The sequence below is a fragment of the Methylobacter sp. BBA5.1 genome, assembly GCF_000746145.1.
GTDB lineage: Bacteria > Pseudomonadota > Gammaproteobacteria > Methylococcales > Methylomonadaceae > Methylobacter > Methylobacter marinus.
In genome coordinates this window covers 102,923-127,654 of the sequence record NZ_JQKS01000013.1, presented here as the reverse complement: position 1 = coordinate 127,654, position 24,732 = coordinate 102,923, and the positions used below count along the sequence as shown (strand labels likewise).

Annotated in this window: 22 protein-coding genes; 3 read left to right on the top strand and 19 right to left on the bottom strand. The window is 50.9% G+C overall.

The features are described 5' to 3' along the window. Positions 1-4: 4 nt before the first annotated feature. Both pntB and EK22_RS23145 read left to right on the top strand, forming a co-directional pair. On the top strand, positions 5-1,396 hold the full coding sequence (gene pntB, locus EK22_RS09530; protein WP_036250434.1) for a Re/Si-specific NAD(P)(+) transhydrogenase subunit beta: 1,392 nt from the start codon (positions 5-7) through the stop codon (positions 1,394-1,396). Positions 1,397-1,462: 66 nt separating this feature from the next. Continuing rightward, positions 1,463-2,026: a peptidoglycan-binding domain-containing protein gene (locus EK22_RS23145; RefSeq protein WP_051961833.1), complete on the top strand. Its 564-nt coding sequence runs from the start codon at positions 1,463-1,465 to the stop codon at positions 2,024-2,026. Between the two features lie 184 nt (positions 2,027-2,210). Here EK22_RS23145 and EK22_RS09520 read toward each other — a convergent pair whose 3' ends face one another. Both EK22_RS09520 and EK22_RS09515 read right to left on the bottom strand, forming a co-directional pair. Next, positions 2,211-2,693 (bottom strand): cupin domain-containing protein, encoded by a 483-nt coding sequence (locus EK22_RS09520; protein ID WP_036250372.1) that lies wholly within the window; start codon positions 2,691-2,693, stop codon positions 2,211-2,213. A gap of 471 nt (positions 2,694-3,164) precedes the next feature. Beyond that, positions 3,165-4,745 carry a peptide chain release factor 3 gene (locus EK22_RS09515; protein ID WP_036250369.1) on the bottom strand — a complete coding sequence of 527 codons (1,581 nt, stop codon included), beginning with the start codon at positions 4,743-4,745 and terminating at the stop codon, positions 3,165-3,167. Positions 4,746-4,849: 104 nt separating this feature from the next. Here EK22_RS09515 and EK22_RS09510 point away from each other — a divergent pair, with 104 nt between their 5' ends. After that, entirely contained in the window at positions 4,850-5,497 is a 648-nt protein-coding gene (locus EK22_RS09510) for a DUF2959 domain-containing protein (RefSeq protein ID WP_027147463.1), read from the top strand. A 132-nt stretch (positions 5,498-5,629) separates the two neighbouring features. On the opposite strand, the gene EK22_RS23140 is transcribed toward EK22_RS09510, so the two are convergent. The 17 genes from EK22_RS23140 to EK22_RS09425 all read right to left on the bottom strand — a co-directional run bounded on the left by EK22_RS23140 (position 5,630) and on the right by EK22_RS09425 (position 24,731). Next, positions 5,630-5,929, bottom strand: coding sequence for a hypothetical protein (locus tag EK22_RS23140; RefSeq protein ID WP_051961832.1), 300 nt, complete (start codon positions 5,927-5,929; stop codon positions 5,630-5,632). Between the two features lie 180 nt (positions 5,930-6,109). Next, positions 6,110-7,771 (bottom strand): ATP-binding protein, encoded by a 1,662-nt coding sequence (locus tag EK22_RS09500; RefSeq protein ID WP_027147462.1) that lies wholly within the window; start codon positions 7,769-7,771, stop codon positions 6,110-6,112. Positions 7,772-8,020: 249 nt separating this feature from the next. After that, positions 8,021-8,251 carry a FeoC-like transcriptional regulator gene (locus tag EK22_RS09495; RefSeq protein ID WP_036250367.1) on the bottom strand — a complete coding sequence of 77 codons (231 nt, stop codon included), beginning with the start codon at positions 8,249-8,251 and terminating at the stop codon, positions 8,021-8,023. Beyond that, positions 8,238-10,577, bottom strand: a complete 2,340-nt coding sequence (gene feoB, locus EK22_RS09490; RefSeq protein WP_036250364.1) for a Fe(2+) transporter permease subunit FeoB — start codon at positions 10,575-10,577, stop codon at positions 8,238-8,240. Before feoB ends, EK22_RS09495 begins: the two co-directional genes overlap by 14 nt. Further along, the gene (locus EK22_RS09485; protein ID WP_027147461.1) at positions 10,577-10,810 is read right to left on the bottom strand and encodes a FeoA family protein; all 234 of its coding nucleotides are present in this window, start codon (positions 10,808-10,810) and stop codon (positions 10,577-10,579) included. The genes feoB and EK22_RS09485 overlap by 1 nt, the downstream gene beginning before the upstream one ends. Before the next feature lie 512 nt (positions 10,811-11,322). Further along, complete coding sequence (locus EK22_RS09480) at positions 11,323-11,628, bottom strand: integration host factor subunit beta (RefSeq protein WP_020160705.1); 306 nt, start codon at positions 11,626-11,628, stop codon at positions 11,323-11,325. A 65-nt stretch (positions 11,629-11,693) separates the two neighbouring features. After that, positions 11,694-13,355: a 30S ribosomal protein S1 gene (gene rpsA / locus EK22_RS09475; protein WP_020160704.1), complete on the bottom strand. Its 1,662-nt coding sequence runs from the start codon at positions 13,353-13,355 to the stop codon at positions 11,694-11,696. A 98-nt stretch (positions 13,356-13,453) separates the two neighbouring features. Beyond that, complete coding sequence (gene cmk / locus EK22_RS09470; RefSeq protein ID WP_020160703.1) at positions 13,454-14,110, bottom strand: (d)CMP kinase; 657 nt, start codon at positions 14,108-14,110, stop codon at positions 13,454-13,456. After that, positions 14,110-15,429 (bottom strand): 3-phosphoshikimate 1-carboxyvinyltransferase, encoded by a 1,320-nt coding sequence (gene aroA, locus EK22_RS09465; protein WP_036250361.1) that lies wholly within the window; start codon positions 15,427-15,429, stop codon positions 14,110-14,112. Before aroA ends, cmk begins: the two co-directional genes overlap by 1 nt. Then, complete coding sequence (locus EK22_RS09460; RefSeq protein WP_036250359.1) at positions 15,407-16,306, bottom strand: prephenate dehydrogenase; 900 nt, start codon at positions 16,304-16,306, stop codon at positions 15,407-15,409. Before EK22_RS09460 ends, aroA begins: the two co-directional genes overlap by 23 nt. Next, a complete protein-coding gene (gene hisC / locus EK22_RS09455; RefSeq protein ID WP_036250356.1) occupies positions 16,299-17,411 on the bottom strand; it encodes a histidinol-phosphate transaminase in 1,113 nt (370 codons plus the stop codon). Before hisC ends, EK22_RS09460 begins: the two co-directional genes overlap by 8 nt. A 46-nt stretch (positions 17,412-17,457) precedes the next feature. Beyond that, positions 17,458-18,543: a prephenate dehydratase gene (gene pheA, locus EK22_RS09450; RefSeq protein WP_020160699.1), complete on the bottom strand. Its 1,086-nt coding sequence runs from the start codon at positions 18,541-18,543 to the stop codon at positions 17,458-17,460. A gap of 14 nt (positions 18,544-18,557) precedes the next feature. Then, positions 18,558-19,637 carry a 3-phosphoserine/phosphohydroxythreonine transaminase gene (serC, locus tag EK22_RS09445; protein WP_036250352.1) on the bottom strand — a complete coding sequence of 360 codons (1,080 nt, stop codon included), beginning with the start codon at positions 19,635-19,637 and terminating at the stop codon, positions 18,558-18,560. Next, positions 19,637-22,237 (bottom strand): DNA gyrase subunit A, encoded by a 2,601-nt coding sequence (gene gyrA / locus EK22_RS09440; protein WP_036250351.1) that lies wholly within the window; start codon positions 22,235-22,237, stop codon positions 19,637-19,639. Before gyrA ends, serC begins: the two co-directional genes overlap by 1 nt. Positions 22,238-22,409: 172 nt before the next feature. Then, on the bottom strand, positions 22,410-23,129 hold the full coding sequence (locus tag EK22_RS09435) for a dienelactone hydrolase family protein (protein ID WP_020160696.1): 720 nt from the start codon (positions 23,127-23,129) through the stop codon (positions 22,410-22,412). Between the two features lie 45 nt (positions 23,130-23,174). Continuing rightward, entirely contained in the window at positions 23,175-23,657 is a 483-nt protein-coding gene (locus EK22_RS09430) for a low molecular weight protein-tyrosine-phosphatase (RefSeq protein WP_036250350.1), read from the bottom strand. Between the two features lie 459 nt (positions 23,658-24,116). Next, complete coding sequence (locus tag EK22_RS09425) at positions 24,117-24,731, bottom strand: IncC plasmid conjugative DNA transfer DtrJ family protein (RefSeq protein ID WP_036250346.1); 615 nt, start codon at positions 24,729-24,731, stop codon at positions 24,117-24,119. Position 24,732: the final 1 nt, after the last annotated feature.

Below are 24,732 nucleotides of genomic sequence, written 5' to 3'. Positions count from 1 at the left end.
TATGATGTCTCAAAGCTTAGTCACGATGTCTTACATCGCCGCCACGATTCTGTTCATTTTAAGCCTGAGCGGCTTAAGCCATCAGGAAACCGCCCGCCGCGGCAATTATTACGGCATGGCCGGCATGGCCATCGCCATCATCGCCACCGCGTTAAGCGATGCGGTTAATGCTTATGTCATTTTAATTCTGGCCTTGCTGGTCGGCGGCGCTATCGGCGCCAAGGCGGCCTTAAAGGTTGAGATGACGCAAATGCCCGAACTGGTCGCCATCATGCACAGCCTGGTTGGTCTGGCTGCGGTTCTGGTCGGTTACGCCAATTTCATGGATACCGGCGCCAGTCTTTCGGGTGTCGAGAAAACGATTCATGAAACGGAAATTTATATCGGCGTTTTAATTGGCGCCGTCACGTTCTCGGGCTCGGTAATCGCCTTCGGCAAGCTCAGCGGCAAAATCAATGGCAAGCCGGTTCTGATTCCGTTACGTCACTGGCTGAATCTGGCCTTGCTGATTTTCGTTATCGGCTTGGGCCAGGTGTTTCTCGAACAGGCCGAAAGCGGCGGCGGTTTTTGGCCGCTGTTGATCATGACATTCATCGCGCTGGCTTTCGGCGTGCATATGGTCATGGCCATCGGCGGGGCTGACATGCCGGTGGTCGTGTCGATGCTGAACAGCTATTCGGGTTGGGCCGCCGCGGCCACCGGTTTTATGCTCAGCAACGATTTGCTGATCGTGACCGGCGCCCTGGTCGGCAGTAGCGGCGCCATTCTCAGCTACATCATGTGCCGCGCCATGAACCGCAATTTCATCAGCGTCATCGCCGGCGGTTTCGGTACCGGCTCAAGTGGCGAGGCGGCTGCCGTCGAAGGCGACGTCTACCCTATCGAAGCCGAGGAAACAGCGCAGATGCTGCTGGCGGCTAAAAATATCATGATCATTCCCGGCTATGGCATGGCTGTGGCGCAAGCCCAGCATACGGTCAATGAAATCACCAAGCTGCTCCGGGACAAAGGCAAGAAGGTCCGCTTCGGCATCCATCCGGTGGCGGGGCGCATGCCCGGACACATGAACGTATTGCTGGCGGAAGCCAAAGTACCCTACGATATCGTTTATGAAATGGATGAAATCAACGAGGATTTTCCCAATGTCGACGTTACGATCGTGATCGGCGCCAACGATATCGTCAACCCGTCCGCGCTCGATGATCCCAACAGCCCAATCGCCGGTATGCCGGTACTGGAATGCTGGAAAGGCGGCACCACGATTGCGCTGAAACGCAGCATGGCCTCGGGCTATGCCGGCGTCGGCAATCCGTTGTTCGTACTGGAAAACACGCGCATGCTGTTCGGCGATGCCAATGAGACGATGCAGGCGGTGTTGAAGGCATTGCAGCATTGATTGAGTAAGGTTCAAGGAATGCCTGTTACGCCTTGAACCTTATTTTTTAATATAAGGAGCCTACTAATGAAAAAAAATCAGAACGACAGTATAAAAATCACTCTGTTAATAGTAGCGGCAGCCTTGCTATCCGGCTGCGGCGATGATCGGAAAGAGGCGACCAAAGAAACCGAACAGACTATTCCCGAAAGCGTGCCGACAAAGCCGGCTCCGCCGGTTGAGAACGATGCGCCAAAGACGCCGGAGCAGCGTATAGAGGCGCCGGAAAGCGAACCCGAGCCGGCAGGGGTTGATAAAATACCCGAACCTCCTGAAGGTAAAGCCGCTGAACCAGCCGAAGCTTTGTTGCCTCCACCCGATACCGAAACCGAAATTGAGACCGAAACCTCATCGGCCGTTGCTACCGATCAAAAAGCGGCAAGCGATGCCACGGAAATCGTTAAACCCACGCCTGCGGAAGTGCGCAAGATCCAGCAGGGATTGCTCGATGCAGGCTTTAACCCGGGGCCGGTCGATGGCTTAATCGGCCCGAAAACCATGACCGCCCTGGAAAGCTTTCAAAAGCAAAAGGGTCTGGCTGCCGGTCATATTACCAAAGAAACGCTACAGGCATTAGGCATTACCCGATAAAAGCAGGCGCCAGGTTGACTTGCCAGTAATGGCAGCCTTAATTTCCTGATTGCCGAGCTCCATTGTCAGTTTTACACATCTGCGTGGGGTCAGGACTTGCGCATACAGTATGCATGCGCAAGTCCTGACCTCGATATCTTCCTGAGACAAAAATAGCCGGGGGGCAAGCTCATTCCAACCCGCGCTATTTCTTCTTGCGTGGATCATCGCCAGGATTTGTATACATGATATCCCATGGTCCAGTGGCGATTAGCTCGACGATCGTTTCCTCATCGGTTGTCCAGACATAATGGGGGTGACCTGCGGGTAATACGAAACTTGAACCTGCTTTAAGCATCTCGCCCTTCTCCATGTTGAATGTATTACCTATGCCATTTCCTAATTCGCCGCGCAGGACTGTGATTACCTCCGTAAAGGGGTGCATGTGCGGTGGTATCGGATAATTGGACGGAAATTTTAACCAAGCGATGAAAACGCCTGCTTTGGTTGGATCACCAACCAGAACTACACTTTGAGCGCCTTTAGGGAGTATCGGTTCGTCACTCCATTTAACGGTATCTGGCGTAAACGATTCCATGGTAGCAGCACGCATGCGATCGATTTTGTCTTGGGCTAATGCGGAACCTGCGAAAGAAACAATAATTACCGCTAGCAAAAAAATTCTCATCTGGTCTCTCTCTTTCTACGCAACTTGATGTCTATGGTTTAACTGAACCACCGCGTTGCGCTGAAACAATATGTTGTACAGTCCGCAAACTAAACCACACCATCAGCGCTCATGCAAACAAATCGCACCGATACTTCCCGGCGGCGCTATTTAAGCGGTTGAGCCTTTGGGTTATGCCGAACAATAAAAGCCTCAATCGCATTTTTACTAATGAGCATGGAATAAATCAGGGAATTGTAGGTGCGAACTCACTTGTGCCCTTCAGGGTATTCGCACTGTGCGGATACCCTGAAGGGCATAAATAAATCCGCACCTACACCGGAAATTCATCCGCGTATTTGAGGAAGTTATTTTATGCGCGTTCCTTAATTCTTCAGCGCAACTGAAACTGGCTCCTTTTTCAACCAGTCATCATTTTTCTTGTGGGTGCAGTCACGATCCAGGTTATCGCAACATTCAATATGCTGTTTTTTATAATTCCCGCGTCGCGCTGAACTTGATATCAGGCCAGCGCTCCTCAGTCAGTTGCAGATTGACCCGGCTGCTGGCCAGATAGACCAGATAACCGCCGCCGTCCTCAGCCAGGTTGTCGAAGGCTTTATTCCTGAATTCCTCCAGTTTGCCGGGTTTGTCGGAACTGACCCAGCGCACGGTGGAAACCGATACGGCATCGTACACGCATTCGACATTGTATTCTGCCTTCAGTCGGTAGGCGGTGACGTCAAACTGCAGCACGCCCACGGCGCCGAGAATAAGATCATTGTTTTTCAGCGGCCTGAACAGCTGCGTCGCGCCCTCTTCAGTCAACTGTACAAGGCCTTTTTGCAGCGCCTTGGCTCTGAGCGGATCTTTCAACACCACGCGGCGAAACAATTCCGGCGCGAAATACGGAATGCCACCGTATTTGAGGACTTCGCCCTGGGTAAAGGTATCTCCGACCTGAATCGTGCCGTGATTGTGCAGGCCGATGATGTCGCCCGGATACGCTTCCTCGACGCTTTTGCGCGTGTCGGCCTGAAACGTGATCGCATTGGCTACCTGAATATTCTTGCCGATGCGGACATGATTGATCTTCATGCCCTTGTCGAACTTGCCCGAGCAGACACGCAGGAAAGCCACGCGGTCACGGTGCGCCGGATCCATGTTGGCCTGCACCTTGAATACAAAGCCGCTGAATTTTTCTTCTTCGGGCGAAACGGTGCGTTGCAGGGCTTCGCGCGGCTTGGGCGACGGCGCGTATTCGGCAAACGCATCGAGCAATTCCAGAATGCCGAAATTGTTGATGGCGGAGCCGAAAAATACCGGCGTCTGCCTGCCCGCCAGATATTCATCAAGATCGAACTCGTGGCTGGCGCCTTTCACCAGATCGATTTCATCCCTTAATTCCTCAGCCTGATCTTGCAGCAATTCATCCAGTTTCGGATTATCCAGGCCCTTTATGATTTCGGCTTCGGCTATTCTGCCGCCGTGCTGGGCGCTGAACAGATGAATTTCATCCTTATACAGGTGATAAACGCCTTTGAAACGTTTGCCCATGCCGATAGGCCAGGTCATGGGCGCGCAATCGATTTTAAGGACATCCTCAACCTCGTCCATCAACTCAATCGGCTCCCGCCCTTCCCGGTCCAGTTTGTTGATAAAGGTCAGGATGGGCGTCGTGCGCAGGCGACAGACTTCCATCAGGTTGATCGTTCGTTCCTCGACACCCTTGGCGACGTCTATAACCATCAAGGCCGAGTCGACGGCCGTCAGCGTCCGATAGGTGTCTTCGGAGAAGTCTTCATGCCCGGGCGTGTCCAGCAGATTGATAATACGGTCTTTATGCTCGAACTGCATGACCGAGGTCGTGACCGAGATCCCGCGCTCCTTTTCCATTTCCATCCAGTCGGATGTGGCATGACGTGCGGCTTTTCGGCCTTTTACCGAACCTGCCAGCTGAATGGCGCCGCCGAACAGCAACAGTTTTTCGGTCAGTGTGGTTTTACCTGCGTCTGGGTGGGAAATGATAGCGAACGTGCGCCGACGCCGCAGTTCTGTAAGTAATTCTGACATGCCTTTGATTTATGGGAATTTGCTAAGAAAATGGCCAATTATAACTTATTATTAAAAGTGATGTATTTTCAATATAATGCATCAATCTAATGACAGGAGTTTTTATGATTTTTCTACAACGTTTTATCTTACTGTGTTGGTTTTTTTCTTTGACAGCCTGCTCAAGCATGTATTACAGCGGCCTGGAAAAAATAGGCATCCCTAAACGCGAGGTCATGGTCCATCGGGTTGAAAAAGCGCGCGATACACAGGAAGAAACCAAGGAACAATTCAAGTCGGCGCTGGAACAGTTCACCGCCCTGACCAATTTTAAAGGCGGAAACCTTGAGGCAACCTATAACAAGCTGAACAGCGAATACGAGGACAGCGTCAGCAAAGCCGAGGAAGTCAGTAAGCGTATCAGCGACATCGAGGATGTCTCCGGCGCATTATTCCGCGAATGGGAAGAGGAATTGAATCAATACAGCAATCCATCACTAAAACGCAGCAGCCAGCAAAAATTAACGGCTACAAAAGCGCACTATAACCAGCTTATCGCCGCCATGCGCCGCGCCGAGTCCAAAATAGCGCCGGTACTCAGCGTGTTTAGGGATCAGGTTTTATATTTGAAGCACAACCTGAACGCTCAGGCGATAGCTTCCTTGAAAGACCAACTGGGCCTGGTGCAATCCGACGTGTCAGCTTTGGTTGCGGCCATGGAGCAATCGATTCACGAAGCCAATGCTTTTATACAAACCATGGAAAAACAGTAACACCGGTTTGCGGACGGTTAAAAATCAATCAAATTGTTGCCATACGGGCACAAATCGCACGCCCCTGATTGAAATCGGAAGGCGTGCGATTTGCCACAGATTCAGCCTCAGATCACCCAAGCCACTTATTAGCTACTTGTTATAGTCAAAACTTCCGGCCGGCCGCGCAAAAGTATATTTCGCCGGATTGACTACCAGGGTCTCCGCCATCAATCCAATTGCCTCATGCGGTGCCGGAATGGTCGCCAGTGCGGTAATCGGCAATAAGCCGACAAATGCCGCGGTTCCGACCACCATGCCGACAAAGGATAGCGGCCTGACCACGGCGACATCGGCCAGCACGTCATAACCGTCTATTGCCTGGGGTTCGGCGGAAAGCATACTGGAAAACAATAGTGCGGCGGCCAAGAACAGCGCTTGAGCATGTTTCATAACTGTACAATCTCGTCTTTAGAAAACAGAACGGCTAAGCCTAGTCAAACTTTAACAACTCAACCAATGAATTGATATTATTCATGTGCTGGCAGCGAGCCTGAAACATTTCCGGCACAGCCGCTGTGACAAAGGCGGGCAAACAACCTTATACTGCGATATTTTGCGCAGCACAGGGTATCATTTTTTATTCTGCGTGCGCCAGAAATTGACTATTTCATCCACATCCAGGTCGGTTGGCCCTTCCCGCCAACTGGTAAAATAATCGACGTCGTTACTCTTCGGTTCCGGATTGGGTCGGTAAATCTGCACGCGCGTCGGTAACGGCGCCGCCTCGCCCAGCACCAGCGCCTCCCCTCTGCCCAGGGAACTCAGAATATCGGTCAAGTCGCCTTCGGCTTCAGGAACGAGCCCGCGAATGTATGCCTGGTCATCCGGGTTGGTGGTACGTAGGCAAATGTAGGAACTGCACTGCGACAGCATGGTTTCCGATAATTCGGTAGGCCGCTGGCTGACGACACCGATCGATACGCCGTATTTACGCCCTTCCTTGGCGATGCGCTCCATCATCTTTTTAGTACCTTCGAACGCGCCGTTCTTTTCCCTGGGAATGTAGGCATGCGCTTCTTCGCAAATCAGGGTAATGGGAAAATCACGCCGGCGCGGATTCCAGTAATTGAACTCGTAGGCCAGACGGCCTACCTGCGCGGAAACGGCGGGCCTGACGTCTGTCGGCACGGAACTTAAATCGACGACGGTAATGTTGGCTTTCTTATCGCCGAGCCCGACAAACTGCCGCAGCAGATCGGACATGCTTTCGGAAGTGTTGCGTATTTTCGGCTTCAGCAGGAAATCATAGCGGACGTCATTGAACCGGCTTTGCATTCTGATCAAAAATTCGTCGAACTGGCCGAATAAGGCCCCCTGCACCTTGCCGAAGTCTTTTCGTTCTTCGTTGGCTGCCTTGAATTGCATGTACATCTCGGCCAGTGAGAAATAAATCGGCGTATCGATTGAAACCGTTGGCAAACCGATTCTTTTGGCCTCCTTACGCTTGAGCTGTTGCAACACTTCGCGCAGAAAAGACATTTGCAACGTGGCGCCCTTGTCGTCCCGGTCTATGAATAAATCGACCAGTTCAGCATAGGTCATCATCCAGTACGGCATTTCCATTTCCATGGCATCAACATAATTGACCAGCTCGTCCGGAAATGCCGATTGAATCGTGCCATCGTCATCCTTCCAGCAATACTCGCCGTGCAGGTCCAGCATGATGATATGGCTTTTGGGCATAGCTCTGATCGTATTCTGAATCAGGCTGGTGACGGTCCATGACTTACCGGAACCCGACTGTCCGACGATGGCGAAATGGCGGCCGAAAAGTGCGCGCGGATCGAGGCTTAGGTGATAATCCTTGTGCGAAGCGAGCTGGCCGATAAAGAATTTGTAATCGCGGAATTTCGAGAAAATGGCGTTGATTTCGTTCAAGCCAACGGCATAGACCTTGGCGCCCGGCGTCGGGTAATGGCGCACGCCGCGGATAAATGTGCCATCACTCTGAATCTCTCCAACCGGAATCAGGGAAATGAACCGGTCCGACCTGCGCCGGTCGTCGCTGTCGAAACGGTCTTTTTCCCACATCTTGAAGACCAGCGCCAGAACGCCGATATTAGCCTGCCGGATAACGACATAAGATCCGATGTTGCCGGCCAGTATTTCTTCGTCGCCTACCTTGATGATCGGCGTATCGATTGAATGCTCTTCGGTTATCCTGGCATCCATGCCGTCGCCGCGGACTTCGGATAAATAGCCGATCAGGATATCGGATTGTTGCTCGGACATTGTCATACTCATTTATAAAATAAATATAACAAGCTTAGTCCAGTTTCCGAAAGGCACAAGAGACAAGGTATCAGGCAGCAAACCCTGTGGCCGGAAAATTCCAGGAACTATAATCACTAGTGCTTCGGAATTACCCTCCAAAGTCAGCCAATAGATCAATAAACCGCAAAGAAAAGATCAAAAATGAAAATCTCCGTGTTCTCTGTGGACTTCGCGATTCATTGATCTTTTAATTGGCACCAGTAAGGGTTAGCTTTTTTCATCAATCCACTCATAAAGCTCCGTCAGAGCCGGGTCGCATTTGCAGCAACTGGTGCCGCAGGACGATTCCAGCGGCATTTTTCGTACTTTGCCCTTGCTGATCCATTTACTCAGCATACCGCGCAACGCGTCGGCATCCGTACCGAAATGGTTGACCAGATCGATCAGGGCTACCCGGTGCTGTTGCTGTAAATAGCTTCTCAAATCAGACAGTATCACTATAAGGCTCCCCCGTTATTTTTGTGCCGCTGTTTTTACCGACCAACCACAGGCCGAGCAGCACAGCCAGAAAGGCCAGTATCAACCCTGTCATCCAACCCAAGGAATATTCAGGATGCAGACGGTAAGTCATGGCCTGATAAAAAACGGTGGCCGTCATATAAGCCATGCCCGTGGTCCAGAATACGACAAACAGGGTCCAGCCCAGATTCGTTTCCCGGTAGATGGCGGCCGTCGCTGCCACGCAGGGCGCATATAACAAAATAAACAATAAATAGGCAAAGGCACCGACTTGGCCGTCAAAACTGTTTTGCATGGCTGCAAAAGTGCCGGTATTGACTTCCTGCTCGTTGGCGGCGGAATCGAGGTCGTTGACCGGACCGATATTTAATCCCAGCGGGTCCAGCAGATTATCGGCCACTGCCCGCAGGTTTTCAGGCACAGTCAGACAGGCTTTGATCAAGGCCTCTTTCAGGTCAAATGCTTCCGTATCGAAAGCGGCCGATTCTGTCTCGCCCAATTGGCTGTATAACGCGTCGAGAGTCCCGACCACGGCCTCTTTGGCCAATACACCGGTAAAAATACCGACTGTCGCCGGCCAGTTGTCATTATCGATGCCCATCGGCTTAAAAGCGGGCGTCAGGCTTCGCCCGATTTCGCTCAACACCGATTTATTGCTGTTTTCCTGACCAAAACTGCCATCCGTGCCCCAGGCATTCAGGAAATTCAGCACCAACACCATCGGCACGATAACCTTGCCGGCATTGAATAAGAACGATTTTAGCCGGTCCCAGGTTCGGATAAAAACTCCGCTCAGAGTCGGCATATGGTAAGTCGGCAATTCCATGATAAAGGGCGCCGACTCGCCTTTGAACAGCGTATGGCGCATGATCAGACCGGTCAGCACGGCCACGATGATGCCCAGCAGATACAGGCCGAAAACAAGGTTCTGGCCGCCGACCGGAAAGAAAGCCGCGGCAAACAAGGCGTAAACGGGCAGCCTGGCGCCGCAGGACATGAACGGATTCATCATATTAGTCAGAATTCTGTCGCGCTGATTTTCCAACGTGCGCGTCGCCATGATGGCCGGCACATTACAACCGAAACCGACAATCATCGGGACGAAGGATTTGCCCGGCAACCCGATCATGCGCATGAACCGGTCCATGACAAAAGCCGCCCTGGCCATGTAGCCCGAATCTTCCAGGGCCGACAGAAACATGAACAGAAAGCCGACGATAGGAATAAAAGTAGCGACGACCTGAATGCCGCCTCCGACACCGTTCGCCAGCATGACAATCAGCCAATCAGGCCAGTTTAGCCCTGTCAACACATGACTTAAGCCGTCGACCAGCAAAGCACCCACGGCCTGGTCAAAAAAATCAATAAAGGCACTGCCGATATTGATCGTAAACATGAACATCGCATACATGACCAGCAAAAAAACCGGAATGCCTAAAAATCTGTTCAACACGATATGATCGATTTTATCGGTCGTATGCCGGCTGATTTCATGCAGTTTGCAAACCGCGCCCTGTGTCAACCGGTTAACAAATCCATAGCGGGCATCGGCGGCGAGAATGTCGATTTCGTCATCGGTCTCATCCTCTACCCGCTGCTGCAAGGTTGAAACAGTGGAACTCACCTCGTTTCCCGCCAATTGTTTGGCCAGCGTATCCCCTTCCAATAACCGAACGGCCAGCCAGCGCCGATCACACTGGTGCTTTTTCGCTGTATCGTTCAACAATAATGACAGATCATCTATCGCCTGCTCCAAAGCGACTGGATAGGTAATTTTTAACGTGGGTACCGGCTTTGACGCTGCGGAATTGTTGATAGCCGCTTTTAAAGACTTAATGCCGCCTTTTGTTGAGGCGCTGATTGGAATGACAGGACAGCCCAGTTGTTCGGCAAGAAAATCAACATCAATTTTAATGCCCCGCTGCTTGACGACATCCATCATATTGAGCACCAAAATCATCGGCACTCGCATCTCGATCAGCTGCGATGTTAAATAAAGATTTCTTTCTATGCTTGAGGCATCAATGATATTGATGATTAAATCAGCTTCCTTGGAGGCCACATAATCGCGCGCAACTTTCTCATCCAAAGACACTTGATCGTCTGCTGCTTCCAGAGAATAGGTCCCAGGTAAATCAACCAGTTCGATAACTTTATTATCAAAGGTATATTCACCGGTCTTTTTCTCGACTGTAACGCCCGGCCAGTTGCCGACATGCTGCCTGGCGCCGGTAAGCGCATTAAAAAGTGTGGTTTTGCCGCAATTGGGATTGCCTACCACGCCTACCGTGAAATCGGCTTTCATCAATTTTTCTCTATCAGCAGGATTGCAGCTTCATCTTTGCGAAGCGTCAATGAGAATCCGCGCAGTTTGATTTCAACCGGATCGCCCATAGGGGCAAAACGAGTAATACTAAAAGCAGTACCCGGCGTCAAACCCATAGCCAGCAATCGTTTACGATAGGCTTTACCTGATGCATCAAAGCCGACTATTTTCCCTGAGTCACCTACAGCAAGATTTTTTAATCGTAACCACATAATTTAGCCTTGGGTATTAAGAGTTGGTGAAATATACGGATGGAACGGACTCTAATCAATAATCGTTCTCATTAAGAATGACTATATCACAATAATCTGACACACTCAAAAACTCGTATCCCATTGGTCTGATTTTGATCATTTTCCACGAACTTGAGCGAACGACCGGCCAGATAATAAAAAACAAGAAAATAGTGAGGACTGATGCTGAAACCGCAGAGAGATGCTCATGTTTCTGTTTTAGCGGTTTTGGAAGCTTAATTGATACTATGCTTGAGGGGGATTCAATTTTGCGTTTACGAGGTAAAAAACCGGAAGAAGAATTATCGGCACCTCTACCGCAAATATCAATTGTAAAGACCCAGAGAAAGGATGTGAAATTTAGATTAGTTTGAAGTAACTGAGAATCAGGCAAAAAAGGGATCAACGCAATGACCAAGCACCTAAAAAATAATGATCACTCATGCTTCATTACAAATTCATAGGACTGTGGTTCTTGCGTTGATGATTATTCAATCAATTATTTTGCATTTTCCGCGCGATTCATCGACTCTATCGCGAAGCTCTTTGCCCGGCTTGAAATGGGGTACATATTTTTTTGCCAATGCCACAGAATCGCCGGTCTTGGGGTTACGCCCCATGCGTGGCGGACGTTCATGCAGAGAAAAGCTGCCAAAGCCTCTAATCTCAATGCGTTCGCCGGAAGATAATGCTTGATTCATTTTCTCAATGATGCACTTTACAGCCAGTTCCACGTCTTTTTGTGCAAGATGTGGTTGTTGTCTGGCAAGCGCTTCAATCAATTCGGATTTTGTCACATTCTATCCCGTGCAAATGAATAAAATCAGAGGGGTATGCATGTCATGCATACCCCGTATGGTTTTTATTTTTCCATTTGTTTAAAGATATCACCCAAGGTAGGTGTACTAGCTTGTTGCTGGGTGTAATCTTTAATAGCGTGAGACTCTTCTTCCTGATCTTTGGCTTTAATAGATAAGGAAATGGTTTTGCTTTTCTTATCCACACCGATGAACTTGGCTTCCACTGTATCGCCTTCTTTCAATAAGGTGCGTGCATCTTCAACGCGGTCACGTTGAATCTCGGAAGCGCGTATATAGCCTTCGACATGATCAGCCAATGTAACGACGGCACCTTTGGCATCGACTTCTTTGATGGTTCCGGTTACCAGGCTGCCTTTCTCATGAGTAGCCAGGAAGTTTTGGAACGGATCCTGTTCCAGTTGCTTGATGCCCAACGAAATACGCTCGCGCTCGGAATCAACCGCTAAAATGACGGTTTCCAGCTCATCGCCTTTTTTGAATTCACGAACCGCGGCTTCGCCGTCATCAGCCCAGGAGATATCGGACATATGCACCAGACCGTCAATGCCGCCTTCCAGGCCGATGAAGATACCGAAATCGGTAATCGATTTGATTTTGCCTGTAATCTTGTCGCCTTTGTTATGAGTCGCGGCAAATTCATCCCATGGGTTGGTTTTGCATTGTTTCATGCCCAAAGAGATACGACGACGTTCTTCGTCGATTTCCAGTACCATGACTTCAACTTCGTCGCCCAACTGTACGATCTTGGATGGGTTAACGTTTTTGTTGGTCCAATCCATTTCAGACACGTGAACCAGACCTTCCACGCCTTCTTCGATTTCAACGAAGCAGCCGTAATCGGTCAGGTTGTTCACTTTACCGAATACGCGCGTACCGGCTGGGTAACGGCGGTTGATGTTTTGCCACGGATCTTCACCCATTTGCTTCATGCCTAATGAAACACGATTCTTGTCCTTGTCGTATTTCAGCACCTTAACCTGGATTTCCTGACCGATTTCGACACACTCGGAAGGATGACGCACACGACGCCATGCCATATCGGTAATGTGTAACAGGCCGTCAATACCGCCCAGGTCGATAAATGCGCCGTAATCAGTGAGGTTTTTAACCACACCGGTAACGATTGCGCCTTCTTCGAGGGTTTTCAGCAATTCTTCTCTTTCAGCGCTGTATTCTTTTTCTACAACCGCACGACGTGACAGAACGACGTTATTACGTTTCTGGTCGATTTTGATAACCTTGAATTCCAGATCCCGGTTTTCCAGGAAAGTCGTATCTCTGATTGGACGCACGTCAACCAGTGAACCCGGCAGGAACGCACGCAATGCGCCAACGGCAACAGTGAAACCACCGCGTACCTTACCGGTAATACGGCCGGTAATCGTGGCTTCTTTTTCAAACGCCTCTTCCAGTTCAGACCAGGCTTTGTTTTTCTTTGCTTTATCTCGGGAAAGAAGTGTAGCGCCTAAACCATCTTCAAATAAATCAAGGGCAACTTCAATTTCGTCGCCGACTTTAACTTCCAGTTCGCCATCATTGTTCAAAAACTGCCATTTTGGAATGACACCTTCCGATTTGGAATGAGTACTGACAATGATCATATCGTTTTCGATATCGACTACTGTACCCATTAACATGGCGCCCGGGCGCATTTCTGTCTTGGTTAGACTTTCTTCAAATAATTCCGCAAAGCTTTCGCTCATTTTCAATTTTCCCAAGCCTGTCAAAATTCAAACAAGCCTTCTCGTTGTCAAAGTTAAAAAATACCACATCTAATGCATGCAGCTGTAAAAAAAGATCCTTAATGGATCAAATTTAGTATCTCGTCAATGACCGAATCAATCGTCATATCGGAGGAATCAATATAGAGCGCATCGCTGGCCATGGCCAATGGAGCCGTTTTTCGCTCCATATCACGACGATCCCGCTCTTCTATCTCACTCGTTAAGCGAGAAAGGTTAGCATCAATCCCTTTTTCCATCAACTGTTTATATCGTCTTTGCGCTCTTTCGGCGGCGCTCGCGGTTAAAAACACCTTTATTTCGGCATCAGGGAAAACTACCGTTCCCATATCGCGGCCATCAGCGACCAGCCCCGGCATCCTCCTGAAATCCCTTTGTTTTTCCAACAGCACGCGCCGCACTTCCGGCAATGCGGCAATCATTGAAGCCGCATTGCCCGTACTTTCAAGGCCCAGTTGAGGGGTAATATCCTCGCCATTGAGCTTGACGACCAGCTCATCATCACACTCAAACTCTAACGCCATTGATTGCGCTATTTTTACAATTTCAGGCTCATTAGTCAGTTCGACATGCTGTTTTAATACGGCAATGGCCAATGAACGATAGATAGAACCGCTATCGAGATAGTTCCAGCCCATTTTTTTTGCCACGGCCCGACTGACCGTGCCTTTGCCCGCCCCGCTAGGCCCATCAATCGTTAAAACCGGTATAGCCATTACCTCTCTCCGCAAACCAGATCGAGCCCCAGATGCTTGACCAGATCCTTGAATTCCGGAAAAGACGTATTCACATTCTCGCAATCATGAATGGTAATGGGGGCATCAGCACGCAACCCGGCAATTGAAAACGACATCGCGATGCGGTGGTCGCCATGAGAGATGACTTCGCCGCCGCCTATCTGTCCACCCTGAATGATCATGCCGTCCGCCGTCGGCTGCGCATCGACGCCTAAAATTTGTAAGCCATCAGCCATCACCTGAATCCGGTCCGATTCCTTGACCCGAAGTTCCTCCGCGCCTGTCAAGCGTGTTTGACCTTCCGCGCAGGCGGCTGCCACAAACAGCACCGGAAATTCGTCGATGGCCAACGGCACCAGCTCTTCCGGTATATCGATGCCTTTTAACGGACTGTAAACCACATGCAGATCGGCCACCGGCTCGCCACCGACCACGCGTTCATTGAGCACATCGATCCGGGCGCCCATCAATCTCAGGATATCGATCACGCCGGTACGCGTTGGATTTATGCCAACATGTTTTAACAATAAATCGGAACCCGGCGCAATGGATGCGCCGACCAGGAAAAACGCCGCCGATGAAATATCGCTGGGCACATCGATATCAGTCCCTTTCAAACACCCTTCGGCATTAATGCTGACCTTGCTGCCCTGCTTTCTTACCGGGTAAGAAAAGCCGGTCAGCATGCGCTCGGTATGATCGCGCGTCGGAGCGGGCTCGGTTACAGTGGTTTCACCCTGCGCATACATGCCGGCCAGCAGCAGACACGATTTGACCTGGGCGCTGGCCATCGGCATGACGTAATCGATACCGGTCAATTGCCCCGCCTTTCCGGTAATATGCAAAGGCGCCGTGCCATTCTCCGTCGTTTTTATATCAGCACCCATCGATGCTAACGGCTCGGTGACTCTTTTCATGGGTCTGCCTGACAGCGATTTATCGCCCGTCAGGATCGAATTGAACGCCTGCCCTGCCAGCAGACCGCTCAGCAGACGCATGGATGTGCCCGAGTTGCCTAAGTAAAGTTCTTTTGCGGGTGCTTTCAGGCCGTGTTTGCCGACGCCGTGAATCGTCAGCTCGCCGTTGACCGGCCCCTCAATCTGTACGCCCATGTCGCGAAAAGCCTGCAGCGTTGCCAAGGCATCTTCCGCTTCGAGAAAGCCCTTGACGTGCGTTACGCCCTCTGCCAACGCCCCCAGCATAATCGAGCGATGCGATATGGATTTGTCGCCCGGCACGCGTGCTTCGCCCTGTAATCGGCCACCCGGCTGAACCTTAAATGTTATTGTTTTCGACATTGTTACCTTCAAACTGATCAAGAAAGCGTTGCCGCGCATTTCGGGCATACGTAAAAGTTTCAAAAAGCTGCCGACTGTCATCGTTTGCCAGCATTTGTTCTATTTTATCCAGCTCATTCTTCAATTGTTGAATTAACGGGATGATTTGATTTTTATTAGCCGTGCAAATGTCCAGCCACATAGTCGGATCACTGGACGCAATACGCGTAAAATCCCTGAAGCCGCCGGCGGCATATTTGAAAATCTCGCTTTGTTCATCCTTGCGCCCGAGCATGTCCACCAACGAGTACGCCAGAACATGGGGTAAATGACTGGTGGCCGCCAAAACCGCATCATGCCGGTTAACCTCCATGATGGATACGGCAGAGCCCAAGCCTTCCCAGAAATGCTGGATTTTCTGCAACGCGTCCAGCCGGGTATTTTCAACCGGTGTGATAATCAGGCGCTTGTTCAGAAACAGATCGTCCACGGCGGCTTCCACGCCGCTTTGTTCCGCCCCGGCAATTGGATGCGCCGGCACCAGATTATCCGGTACGTTGCCAAATACCTGCCGTGCCGCGGCAATGACGCTACCTTTCGTACTGCCCACATCGGTATAAATGGCTTTTTCCGTCCAGAAAGGCTTCAGCAAAGATAATATACCGGCCATCGAACCAACCGGCGTGGCGATCACGACGCAATCGGTGTCTTTCAGCGCCGACTCGATGTCCAGATAGTAATCATCGATGACTTGCAGTCGTTTCGCCGTCCGCAGATTATTCGAATCCTGCTCGCGGCCATAGCCGACAATGTGCCGGCTCAACCCATGCAGCCTTGCGGCCCGCGCTATGGAGCCACCGATCAGCCCGACACCGATAATACAAAGCCGGTCAAACATCGCTCAATATATCGCTCAAGGCATTAAGAAAAATCCGGTTTTCCTCTTCCGTGCCTATGCTGACACGCAAATGGCTAGGCATTTCATAATTGGCCACGGGCCTGACGATGACGCCTTTTCTCAGCAAGGCCTCATAAACTGGCAATCCGGGCTGTTTCAAATCGACCGAAACGAAGTTGCCATGCGAAGGAATCCACTCCAGACCGAGTTTTCTGAAGCCGTCCGTCAACTGCTGCATGCCTCGTGCATTGCCAGTAATCGTCCGTTCTAGATGTTCAGCATCGGATAAAGCCGCTTCCGCGGCCGCCAAGGCCAGCATGTTGTTATTGAAGGGTTGCCGCACCCTATTCAATATATCGGCAAGTTCCGGGCTCGACAGACCGTAACCGACGCGCAATCCGGCCAGCCCATAAGCTTTGGAAAAAGTGCGGGTAATCAACAGATTGGGGTATTTTTTCAGCCAGCCTATCGAATCAACGGGATCCGTGCTATCGACAAATTCATAATACGCTTCATCGAGCACGCACAGACAGGTTTCAGGCAATGCCTTGATAAAACACTCCAGACTGGATTGATCGACCCATGTCCCGGTCGGATTATTGGGATTGGCGACAAAGACAAGCCGTGTTTTTTCATTAACGGCTTGCAGCATCGCGTCCAGGTCATGACCGTAATTCACGGCAGGCACAACCACGGCCTTGGCACCGACCGCCTGCGTCACGATCGGATAGACCGCGAAGGCATGCTGGGAAAACACCACTTCATGTTCCGTCGTCAGAAAAGCGCGCGCAACCAGCTCCAGAATCTCATTGGAACCATTGCCCAGCGTAATCTGGCCGGTCTCGACCCCGTACTTACGAGCCAGCGCCTGTTTCAAATTAAAGCCGTTACCGTCCGGGTACAGCGCCAATTGCGACAAAGTAGCCTGAATGGCGGCCAGCGCTTTTTTTCCGGGCCCCAACGGGTTTTCATTGGAAGCCAGCTTGATAATCCGGGTCAGCCCCATCTCCCGTTCCAGCTCTTCAATCGGTTTACCGGGAACGTAAGGAACAAGTTGCTGCACACCCGGTACGGCAAGATCGCAAATAGTATTGATATTAGTCATTTGTTATGTTTAAAGGCACGTGGTGCCATGCCATAAGGATAAAAATTTAAAGGACGGCTTTAGGATAGGAACCCAGGATATTGAGCATATGCACATTGCCTTTCAATAGTGCCAGAGCCTGAGCCACATCGTCATCCTCACAATGCCCTTCAATATCGATAAAAAAGACATAATCCCACAATCCCTGGCGCGAAGGCCGGGACTCGATATGAACCATGCCGATGCCGAATCTCGCAAAAGGCTCCAGGATCTTGTGCAATGCACCGGGTTGATTGCCCGTGGAAACGACCAGCGAGGTTTTATCGTTGCCCGTCGGGGCCGATGTTTGCTGCCCTATAATAATAAAGCGCGTCGTATTGTTGGGCTCATCTTCAATATTCTTTTCCAGGATATTGAGACCATACAGCTCGGCAGCCACCTGACCGGCAATCGCGGCCGCCTGTATCTTGTTCGACACCAGCCTTGCCGCCTCGGCATTGCTGGTGACGGCAATGCGCTGGGCCTGCGGCAAGTGGCGGTCCAGCCACTGACGGCATTGGGCCAGCGATTGCTGATGAGAAAAAATCTCGGTGATATCAGCCAGGCTTTCGACATTCCCCATCAGGTTATGATGCACCCTGATCTCAACCTCGCCGCAGATTTTCAACGGCGATGAAAGAAACCGGTCCAGGGTATGGCTGATCACGCCTTCCGTTGAGTTTTCCACCGGCACCAAACCGAACTGGCAATTACCGCTCTCGACCGAATTAAAAATCTCGTTAATCGTGGTGGAAGGCACGGTTTTAATGGCATGACCGAAATGCTTAAAAGCTGCCTGCTGGGTAAACGTGCCTTCGGGACCCAAAAAAGCCACATCCAGCGGCTTTTCCAGCGCCAGGCACGCCGACATCAGTTCTCTGAAGAAACGCACAGCGGTATCATCGGGCAACGGCCCCTGATTTAAATCCTTGATGCGCCTTAAGACCAGGGATTCGCGGTCAGGCCGATAAAAACTGCCGTTCTCGCCTTGCGCAATTTTGGTTTTAGCGACTTCCATCGCACAGGACGCACGCTGATTGATCAATTGCAGAATCTGCTGATCGATCGCATCAATCTTGTCTCTTAATTCAGAAAGTGGAGTGACTGAGGTCATTGGAGCGGCTCTCGTTAATGGGTTCTTTCAAATTCTGCCATAAAATCACATAGCGCCCGTACGCCTTCCTCGGGCATGGCATTGTAAATACTGGCACGCATGCCGCCGACCGAACGATGCCCTTTCAGTTCAAACAAGCCGTTCGCTTCCGCCGCCGCAAGAAAAGGCTTATCCAGATTCTGGTCGGCCAGAATAAACGGCACATTCATTCTTGATCGACAGGAAGGGTCCACCGGATTCCGGTACAGAGAAGATTGGTCGATAGTCTGATACAACAACTCGGCCTTGGCCATGTTACGCTGCTCGATGGCGTCGACGCCGCCCTGTTTCAGTAACCATTTCAGCACCAGTCCGACCAGATACCAGTTATAGGTCGCCGGCGTATTCAGCATGGAATGATTTTTAGCCTGATCGGCATAATTGAAGACCGGCGGCGTTTGCTTGCCGGACTTGCCTATCAGGTCGTCCCTGACGATCACAACCGTGACGCCGGCAGGCCCCATGTTTTTCTGGGTACCGGCATAAACCAGACCGAATCGGCTCAGATCGAATTTACGCGACAGGATATTGGACGACATATCCGACACCAACGGCAAACCGACGCTGTCGGGAATGTCGGAGAATTCCACACCATGGATGGTTTCGTTGGCCGTATAGTGCAGATAAGCCGCCTGTTCGTCCAGCACCCAGTCTGAAGGATCGGGAATGTTAGTGAATTTCGATGCCTCCGAACTCGCGCTGACGATGACCTCGCAATAGTTTTTCGCATCCTGTATGGCTTTTTCCGACCAGGCGCCGGTATTGACATAACAGGCCCTGGTTCTGCCATTCAAGATATTCTGCGGGATAAACGAAAACTGGGCCGTGGCGCCGCCCTGCATGAACAAGACCTTGTAATTGTCCGGGATAGCCAACAAGGTTCTGAGATCGTTTTCAAGCTCCTCTGCGATAAGGGAAAAAAACCGGCCGCGATGACTCATCTCCATGACGGACATGCCGCTATCGCGCCATTCCATCAATTCTTCCTGAGCCTGACGCAATACCGGCTCGGGAAGTGCCGATGGACCCGCACTGAAATTATAAATTCTGGACATTAGGATTCCTCTTCGGATTCAACTTCATTAGGCGCTCCCGATTCCAATTCCGCCACGTCTTCGTCGTCCTCGCCGGCCAGCCCTTCGATACGATCGACCCCGACGACTTTTTCTTTTTTATCCAGACGAATAACCGTGACACCCTGGGTATTTCTGCCGATTACCGAGATACCGTCGACGCGCGTGCGCACCAGTGTACCGGCATTGGTAATCAGCATAATTTCATCATGATCATTGACCAGCACGGCCCCGACCACCGCGCCGTTACGCTTCGACGTTTGGATGGCGATCAGCCCCTGGCCGCCGCGCCTGTGGCAGGTGAATTCTTCCAGTCGGGTGCGCTTGCCGTAACCGTTCTCGGTAATGTTCAGCACCATGCCTTCCGCCGCGATAATCAGGGAAATCACTTTCTGCCCTTCCTGCAGACGAATGCCGCGCACGCCGGACGCGGTCCTGCCCATGGAACGCACATCGGATTCATTGAAACAGACGGCCTTGCCATCACTGCTGAACAACAGCACGTTCCGCTGACCGTCGGTCACATCCACGCCGACCAGGGTATCATTTTCCTTCAAATCGATCGCGATCTTGCCGTTGGCGCGCTGGCGCTCGAACTCCAGTAACGGCGTCTTTTTGACCGTACCGCTGGCCGTCGCCATAAAAATGAACTTATTATCGGAAAATTCCCGGATCGGCAATATAGCATTAATACTTTCGCCCTGCTCCAGCGGCAACATATTCACAAACGGCTTGCCGCGCGAGGCGCGGCTGGCCATCGGCAATTGATAGACTTTAAGCCAGTAAACCTTGCCCAGCGACGAGAAGCATAAAATCGTATCGTGCGTATTGGCAACGATCAGCTTGTCGATAAAATCGGTTTCCTTGGTCGCCGTTGCCGACTTGCCCCGGCCGCCCCGCCGCTGCGCCTTGTAATCGCTCAACGGCTGAGCCTTGACGTAACCCTCATGCGACATGGTGACTACCATGTCCTCCTCGGTAATCAGATCCTCATCGGACAGATCCAGATGCGTTTGAATGATTTCAGTGCGCCGTTCGTCCGCGTATTGCTCCTTGATGGCGACCAGTTCCTCCCTGATGACTTCCATCAACCGCACATCGCTGCCGAGGATAGCCAGGTATTCATCGATCTGCTCCAGCAGTTGCTTGTATTCATTGACTATCTTGTCCTGCTCAAGTCCCGTCAAGCGATGCAGACGCAAGTCGAGAATAGCCTGGGCCTGTGCTTCGGAAAGACGATAAAGGCCATTGGCCAGGCCGAATTCGGGCGCGAGATCCTCGGGCCATGAACGGTCGGCATCGGCTCGCTCCAGCAGCGATGAAACCAGACCCGCATTCCAGGTTCTGGCCAGCAGCCCTACCTTGGCTTCAGACGGATTGCTGGCCGCTTTAATCAGGTCGATCATCTCGTCGATATTGGCCAGAGCGACGGCCAGGCCTTCCAAAATATGCGCCCGCTCGCGTGCTTTACGCAAATTGTAAAGCGTTCTGCGCGTGACGATTTCGCGCCGGTGATCGATAAAAGCGTTGAGGACCTCTTTCAGATTCAGACAATGCGGGCGACCGTTCAGCAACGCGACCATATTGATGCCGAAAACGGTCTGGAACTGTGTCTGCTTATAGAGATTGTTCAGGACCACTTCCGGCACTTCGCCGCGGCGCAGTTCGATAACCATGCGCATGCCGTCCTTGTCGGACTCATCGCGCAGGCCGGAGATGCCTTCGAGTTTGCCGTCTTTCACCAGCTCGGCGATTTTTTCCAGCAAACGCGCCTTGTTGACCTGATAGGGCAATTCGGTCACGATGATCGCCTGACGACTGCTGTCGCCAATATCCTCGAAATGACAACGCGCGCGCAGATAGATCTTGCCGCGCCCGGTCGTATAGGCATTATAAATACCGGAAGCGCCGTTTATGATGCCGGCGGTGGGGAAATCAGGCCCCGGAACATATTTCATCAATTCCTGAATCGTGGTTTCAGGCTGATCGATCAAGGCCAGACAGGCACTGATGACCTCGGACAGATTATGCGGCGGAATGTTTGTCGCCATACCGACGGCGATACCGGACGAACCGTTGACCAGCAAGGCCGGAATGCGCGTCGGCAGGACGGTGGGTTCGGATTCCGACTCGTCGTAGTTGGGCGCGAAATCGACCGTTTCCTTGTCCAGATCGGCCAGCAGTTCATGGGCGATTCTCGCCATGCGTACCTCGGTGTAACGCATCGCGGCGGGCGAATCGCCATCGACGGAACCGAAATTGCCCTGGCCGTCGATCAGCATATAACGCAAGGAAAAAGGCTGCGCCATGCGAACGATGGTGTCATAAACCGCCGTATCGCCATGCGGGTGATATTTACCGATAACATCACCGACTACACGCGCTGATTTTTTATAAGGTTTGTTCCAATCATTGCCCAATTCACTCATCGCATACAAAACGCGACGATGAACCGGTTTAAGGCCGTCTCTGACATCTGGAAGGGCTCGACCTATAATCACGCTCATGGCGTAATCGAGGTAAGACTGTTTCATCTCGTCTTCGAGATTGACCGGGATAATTTCTTTAGCGAAGTCTGACATTGATCCGTTTATACACGTTAATGCCGCACATAGCGTGCCGGCATGATTTTCCTTCATAAAGCAACCGCAAAGCGTTCAAAAATTCCTTTTAGCCCATGCGGTTGCACGGGATTAAATAACCGGTGGATTATAACAAATTGTCATTGTAGAGTCGAAGTGTTACAGCTTTTAGTTAAAGGAACAACTCCGCCAGAAAATTTTGCATCGCCTGCCAGGAACGGCGATCCGCATCGGCCTGATAAACCGTGCCGAATGCCGGGTCGTTGGCGACCGGATTGGTAAACGCGTGCATCGTATGGCCATAGGCATGCACCTGCCAGTCCGCGCCGGCCTCGGTCATTTCCTGTTCAAACGCCAGCACTTGCTCGGGCGACACCATGGGGTCGTCATGACCGTGCAGCGCCAGCACTTTCGCCTTGATGGCAGTGCCTCGGGTATTGTCCGGCGCGCCCAGCAAGCCGTGAAAACTGACCACGCCCTTGATATCGGCACCGGTTCTGGCCAGATCCAGCACGCACAAGCCGCCGAAGCAAAAGCCGATCGCGGCAATCTTGCTGTCATCGACCCAGGGCAACTGCTTGACGGCATACAGCGCTGCCTGTATGCGTTTTTGCAACAGAGCTCGATCGGCCATGAAAGGCTGCATCAGCCTGGCGTTTTCCTCGGGGCCCGAACCCAGAACCCCCTTGCCGTACATATCCAGGGCGAAGCCGACATAACCCAGTTCGGCAAGTTTGCGCGCCTTTTCGGCGACAAACTCATCCCGGCCGCCCCAGGCGTGATTGATTAAAACCGCCGGGCGACGGCCTGACAAGGCGTCGTCAAACGCGAAAAATGCCTCCAGTTGAACATCGCCATCCATGTAACCTATGGTATTCGATATGATTGCCATTATGCTGTCATCCTAATCAATGTTTATGAAAATCGGTGCCTGAAACTACAGGTGGCCAGCGCTCCGCAGGCTCTTCAGAAAGCCTTCCGACGCTTCCTCCACCATGTCCAGCACCCGTTCAAAACCGTAATCGCCGCCGTAGTAGGGATCCGGTACTTCACGAGTCCCCAAATGAGGCGCATAGTCGAGAAAATATTTGATTTTGTCTTTATAAGGCTCGGGGCAGGCATTGAGCAATATCGAATAATTATCGTTATCCATAGCCAGCAGGAAATCGAAATCCTCGAAATCGCCCATAATGACTTTCCTGCCCCGAATATGGGCTAACTCCACTCCGCGATCGCGAGCCGCTTTTTGCGCGCGCAGGTCGGGCGCTTCGTCGATATGATAAGCATGCGTGCCGGCCGAATCGACCAGAAAACGCTGATCCAGATTGCGCTCTTTCAACAGTTTCACGAAAACGCCTTCCGCCGTCGGCGACCGACAAATATTGCCCATGCAGACAAAGAGAACTTTAATTTTATTCATAATAAACAATAACTTATATCAATTAACACCCCCAAAAATACACGCGTAAACAGCCAATTGCGATCTAATTAAAACAATAAGTTATGCAATTATTTTGGGGAAGGATTTATATTTCACATGGCATTATAAGGTATGTTAAATCCAGACCCAAAAACCTTCGCTGAGTGCCCAATTACAGATGATTTCGTGAGCCTCAATGCATTGCATAAAAATGAATACTTCAACTCACATCTTCAACTAAGGAGTCAATGAACTATTCAACCCCCGTGCACTACATCACTACCAGGAAGTAGTTTTTTAAAAATATCCCATCAACTCAGCAATTTCTGCCGACTATCTAGATCCGTCTGCCGCCATCGGCGCGCGGATTTCGGCCTAAGCCCTCCAGCAATGGCAGCCTGAACAGGTATAAATTCGTCAACCCCAATCAGCGCTTACCTCAGAATATTGCTTTTTTGATCAGTAATTCGGATAGTGCGCGATTGCCAAACTAATAAAAACGCTGATCAGAACAGCAATAGTCGGAATAATGGGTAACGGTATTGGGAGAGGACAAATCAACCATAAAACCAGCATGCAACTTAATGCTAAAAGCATGTGTGCCGATGTGTTGTAAATAGGGGGCACAGGAGATGTAAAAGTCTCCGATTTCAGCCGTCTTTCAAAAACTCCAGCAAAGAAACCCATAACTATAGGGATCACTAACCAGCTTCCCCACTTTGATAAAATGACCATTCTCAAGGCAAAGCTGTAGGCTTGCAGTTTAACTGAAGCAGCCCAATCCCCAGGAATATCGGCGATCGCCTCTCCGATATGATCGCCACTATTTCGGTATTTATCCGAATCGTCATGTCGATCCCTGAAGTTATTGGCGAAAGTTGAAACCGAGGTAAGATTTTTTTTGTATAAATCAATTATTTCTTTATTGATTTCTTCTCTTTCTCCCAAAATGCTGATTGCTGAATTGTAATCGGCTTTTATATAGTTTGAAATTGTCTTAGGATTCAATAGCGCTGGGAGCAACAGCGGTGTAAAAAACATAATCATCAGCCATATGAGGAAATGTTTTCCCATC